The sequence below is a fragment of the Actinomadura sp. DC4 genome (assembly GCF_030406325.1).
Lineage (GTDB): Bacteria > Actinomycetota > Actinomycetes > Streptosporangiales > Streptosporangiaceae > Actinoallomurus.
The window spans coordinates 1-4,922 of record NZ_JAUEQY010000071.1; the positions used below are offsets into that span (position 1 = coordinate 1).

At 75.2% G+C, this 4,922-nt stretch carries 2 protein-coding genes; both read right to left on the reverse strand.

Annotation, left to right across the window (positions count from 1 at the left end; translation table 11 throughout):
- Positions 1-1,789, reverse strand: a 1,789-nt coding sequence (locus QWU11_RS46940) for a beta-ketoacyl synthase N-terminal-like domain-containing protein (protein ID WP_290121113.1), incomplete at its 3' end; no start/stop codon positions are given.
- An 8-nt stretch (positions 1,790-1,797) separates the two neighbouring features.
- Positions 1,798-4,922: type I polyketide synthase (locus QWU11_RS46945; RefSeq protein WP_290121112.1), on the reverse strand; the 3,125-nt coding region annotated here is incomplete at its 5' end.

The following is a 4,922-nucleotide window of genomic DNA, read 5'->3' on the forward strand; positions in this document are numbered from 1 at the left end:
CCGGCAGGTGGAGGTCGAGGTGGGCGCACGCCTCGTCGAAGGTCTCGGCGTAGGCGGGGAAGGCCTCATACAGCTCGAGCCCCATGCCGGGGCGCTGGCCGCCCTGACCGCTGAACAGGAACGCCAGCTTCCCGGGTGCCGTCGTGACCGGCCGGACCACGTGTGGGTTCGGTGTGTCCGCGGCCAGGTCGGCGAGGGCGGCCGGGTGGTCGCCCGTGACGGCGGCGCGATGCTGATGGTGGGCGCGGGCGGCCAGGGTGCGCGCCACGCCCGCCGCGTCGGCGTCGATGCGGCTCAGGTGCCGGTGCAGCCGCCCGGCCTGCGCCCGCAACGCCTGGGGTGTGTGCCCCGACACCAGGTACGGAAGGACCACGCCGGAACCAGGGGAGGGCTCGTCCCCGGCGGGTGGTTCCTCGATGACGACGTGGGCGTTCGTGCCGGAGATGCCGAAGGAGGAGACGGCCGCGCGGCGGGGACGGCCGTTCCCGGGCCAGGGGACCTCCTCGGCGAGCGGCACCAGCGCCCCGGCCTCCCAGTCGACGTGTGGTGACGGCTCGTCGATGTGGAGGCTGCGCGGCAGGGACCGGTGCCGCATGGCCAGGACCATCTTGATGATCCCGGCGACGCCGGCGGCGGCCTGGGTGTGGCCGATGTTCGACTTGACCGACCCCAGGTGCACCGGCCGGTCGCCGGGCCGGCTCCGCCCGTACGTCGCCTGGAGAGCCTGGGCCTCGATCGGGTCGCCGAGCGTCGTCCCGGTGCCGTGGGCCTCGACGGCGTCGACGTCGGCGGTGGTCAGTCCGGCGCCGGCGAGGGCCTGGCGGATGACGCGCTGCTGGGAGGGCCCGTTCGGCGCGGTCAGACCGTTCGAGGCGCCGTCCTGGTTCACCGCCGAGCCGCGGACCAGCCCGAGGACCGGGTGCCCGTTGCGCCGCGCGTCCGACAGCCGTTCGACCAGGACGAGGCCGGCGCCCTCGGCGAAACCGGTGCCGTCGGCGGCCGCGGCGAACGGCTTGCACCGGCCGTCCCGCGCCAGGCCCCGCTGGCGGCTGAACTCGACGAACGCGCTCGGGGTGGCCATGACGGTGACGCCGCCGGCCAGCGCGAGGTCGCACTCGCCGTTCCGTAACGCCTGGCACGCCTGGTGGAGCGCCACCAGCGAGGAGGAGCAGGCGGTGTCGACGGTCACCGCCGGGCCCTCCAGCCCGAACGTGTAAGCGACGCGGCCCGACGCGACGCTGCCCGCGCTGCCGTTGAGCAGGTAGGCCTCGACGTCCTCCGGCACCTGGCCGAGCAGGCGTCCGCCGTAGTCGTCGTACATGACGCCGACGAACACGCCGGTCGGGCTGCCGCGCAGGCCGGCGGGGTCGAGGCCGGCGCGTTCGAGGGTCTCCCACGCGACCTGGAGCAGCAGCCGCTGCTGTGGGTCCATGGCGGTGGCCTCGCGGGGGTTGACGCCGAAGAACTCCGGGTCGAAGCCGGCCGCGTCGTCCAGGAAACCGCCGTGCCGCGCGTACGAGGTGCCCGGGTGGTCCGGGTCGGGGTCGTACAGGCGGTCCAGGTCCCAGCCGCGGTCGGCGGGGAACTCCGTGATCGCGTCGGTGCCGGAGGCGAGGAGTTCCCACAGGTCCTCGGGGGAGCGGACGCCGCCGGGATACCGGCAGCCCATCGCCACGATCGCGATCGGCTCGCGTCGCGCGTTCTCGGCCGCGCGCAGGCTCTCCTGCGCCTCGTCGAGTTCCACGACGAGCCGCTTGACGTACTCCCGTAGTCGTTCTTCGGTGGCCATCGCCAGCATCACCCCTCCGTGCGGCCGTTGCCGCCGAGCCTGCGGTCAAGGAGGTCGAACAGTTCGTCGTCCGTCGCTGTATCGAGGCGTTCGTGAAGAGCCGTACCGGTCGCCGCCTCGCCCTGGAGCTCCCGCCACCGCGACAGCAGGCCCTTCATCCGTACGGTGATCTTCGTCCGGTCGGCTTCGGACGCGATCTCCGGCAGGCCGCCCGGCGTCAGCGCCGACAGCGACGCCTCCAGCCGGTCGAGCTCTTCCAGGAAGCGCGAGTTCGCGGTCGGCAGGAGCGCGGTGAGCAGGTGCTCCCCGAGCGCCGCCGGCGTCGGATGGTCGAACACGAGGGACGCAGACAGGCCGAGCCCGGTCGCCGCCGTCAGCCGGTTGCGCAGCTCGACCGCGGTGAGGGAGTCGAAGCCGAGGTCGCGGAAGGCCCGTTCCTCCTCGACACCGTCCGGCGAGGCGTACCCGAGCACCGCCGCCGCGGCGGCGCGTACCAGGTCCATGACGAGCCGCCGCCGGCCGGCGTCCGGCAGCGTGGCCAGCCGCCGGACCAGCGCGGCCGGGTCCACCGGCGCTCCGGTGCGCCGGGCGGAGGGCGGGACGAGCGCGCGGAGGACCGCGGGCAGCGTCCCGGACTCCGCCTGCGCGCGGAGCGCGGCCGGGTCCAGCCGTGCCGGCACCAGCGTCGCCCGGCCGGCGGCGAGGGCGGCGTCGAAGAGCGCCAGGCCTTCGTCGGCGGTCAGCGGGGCCAGGCCGCCGCGGCTCAGGCGAGAGTGGTCGGTCTCGCTCAGCCCGCCGGTCAGGCCGGTGGCCGCCGCCCAGCGTCCCCAGGCCAGCGACGTCGCGGGCAGGCCGCGGGCCCGGCGCAGGTGTGCCAGCGCGTCCATGGAGGCGTTGGCCGCGGCGTAGTTGCCCTGTCCCGGGGTGCCCAGCGTGCCGGCGGCCGAGGAGAACAGGATGAAGGCGGACAGGTCCCGATCCCGGGTGAGCTCGTGCAGGTTCCAGGCGGCGTCGGCCTTCGGGCGCAGGACGTCGTCGAGGTGCTGCGGCGTCAGCGTGCCGATCACGCCGTCGCGCAACACTCCTGCGGCGTGCACGACGGCCGTCAGCGGACGTTCGTCCGGGACGGTCCCGAGCAGGAGGGCCAGCGCCTTGCGGTCCCCGGCGTCGCAGGCCGCCACCGTGACCTCGGCGCCCAGTGCGGTCAGGCCGGCGACGAGCGCGTCCGCGCCGTCGGCGCGGGGACCCCGCCGGCTCGTGAGCAGGAGGTGCCGGGCGCCGTACTCGGTGACGAGGTGCCGCGCGACCAGGCCGCCGAGCGTGCCGGTCCCGCCGGTGATCAGTACGGTGCCCGCCGGGTCCAGCGGCGTCGCCGCATCCTCGGACGAGGCCGCGCGGGCCAACCGGGGCGCGTAGGCGTGCCCGGCGCGGATGGCGAGCTGCGGCTCCTCCGACGCCAGCGCCGCCGGCAGGGCCTCGTACGAGCCGGCCTGTCCGTCGAGGTCGACCAGGGCGATCCGCTGCGGGTTCTCCGCCTGGGCGGAGCGGACCAGCCCCCACACCGCCGCCCCGGCCGGATCGGGAGCCGCGTCCTCGCCGCCGGTGGTGACCGCGCGGGAGGTGAGGACGACGAGCCGGCCGTCGGCCGGCCACGTCTGGAGCAGCTCCAGCGTCCGGCACAACGCCTCCCTGACGTCCCCGCCCTCCACCGGTGCCAGCACCACCTCGGGCGCCGGATCGGCCTCCGCGGCGTACGCGTCGGCGGTCACCCCCGCCTGCCGGAGCGCGGCGGCGAGGCCCGGAGCGCCGAGCACGGCGAACCGTGAGGCCTCCGCAGGGAGCGACACCGGGGTCCAGCCGAGTTCGAACAGCGACTGATGGCGTGTCGCGAGCCGCCCGGCCTCGAGCGCGCGCGTCGTCATCGTGCCGACGTCGGCCACGATGGCGCCGTCGGCGTCGGTGACCCACAGCCTGGCCGTGTCGGCGCCGGTCCGCGACAGCCGGACGCGCAGCGGCCCGGAGGAGGCGAGCCGCAGCCGTACGCCGGCCCAGGAGAACGGCAGCCGCAGCTCGTCCGTCCCGTCCAGGAACAGTGTGTGGAAGGCGGCGTCGAGCAGCGCCGGGTGCACGATGAACCGGGGCTCGTCCGCGCCGTCCGGGAGCGCGACCTCGGCGAAGACGTCGTCGTCCCGCCGCCACGCGGCGACGAGCCCCTGGAAGACCGGCCCGTAGCCGTATCCCAGGTCACCGAGGCGCTGATAAAGGTCGTCCGTGTCGACGGGCGTGGCTCCGGCGGGCGGCCACGCCTCGGCGAGCGGGCCGGCCGGGTCGTACGGCGTCCCGGCGGCGAGGGTCCCGGTGCCGTGACGCGTCCACGACCGCTCGTCCGCGTCCGGACGCGAGTGGATCGACAGCGACCGCCGCCCCGACTCGTCCGGCTCCCGCACGGTGACCTGGAGCTGGACGACCGCGTCCTCGGGCAGGGCGAGCGGCGTGTGCAGGGTCAGCTCGTCGAGCCGATCGCATCCGAGGCGTTCGCCGACCGCCAGGGCGAGTTCGAGGAAGGCCGCGCCGGGCAGGAGTACCGTGCCGAGCACGGCGTGGTCGGCGAGCCACGGGTGGGTGCGCGGCGACAGCCGGCCGGTGAAGACGGTGCCTCCGCCATCCGCCAGGAGCGCGCTGGCGCCGAGCAGCGGATGATCGGCCGCGTCCAGCCCGAGGTCGGCCGCGCCGCCCGGTGCGGGCCGTGCGTCGAGCCAGAACCGGCCGTGCTGGAAGGCGTACGTCGGCAGCGGTATCCGCCGGGCACCCGTGTCCGCGAGCGCGGCCCGCCAGTCCACCGCCACCCCGTGCACGTGGGCCGACGCGAAGGAGGCGAGGAGCTGTTCCCGGCCGCCCTCGTCTCGTCGGAGCGTGGGGATGGTGATGGCGGTCCGGCCGCCCTGGTCGGCGGTGTGCTGAACGCCGATCGTGAGGACGGGGTGCGGGCTGGTCTCCACGAAGGTGCGGTGGCCGGTGGTGAGGAGGTGTTCGGTGGTTTTTTGGAATTGGACGGTGTTGCGGAGGTTGTCGTACCAGTAGGTGGGGGTGAGTTGGGTGGTGTCGAGTTGTTCGCCGGTGACGGTGGAGTGGA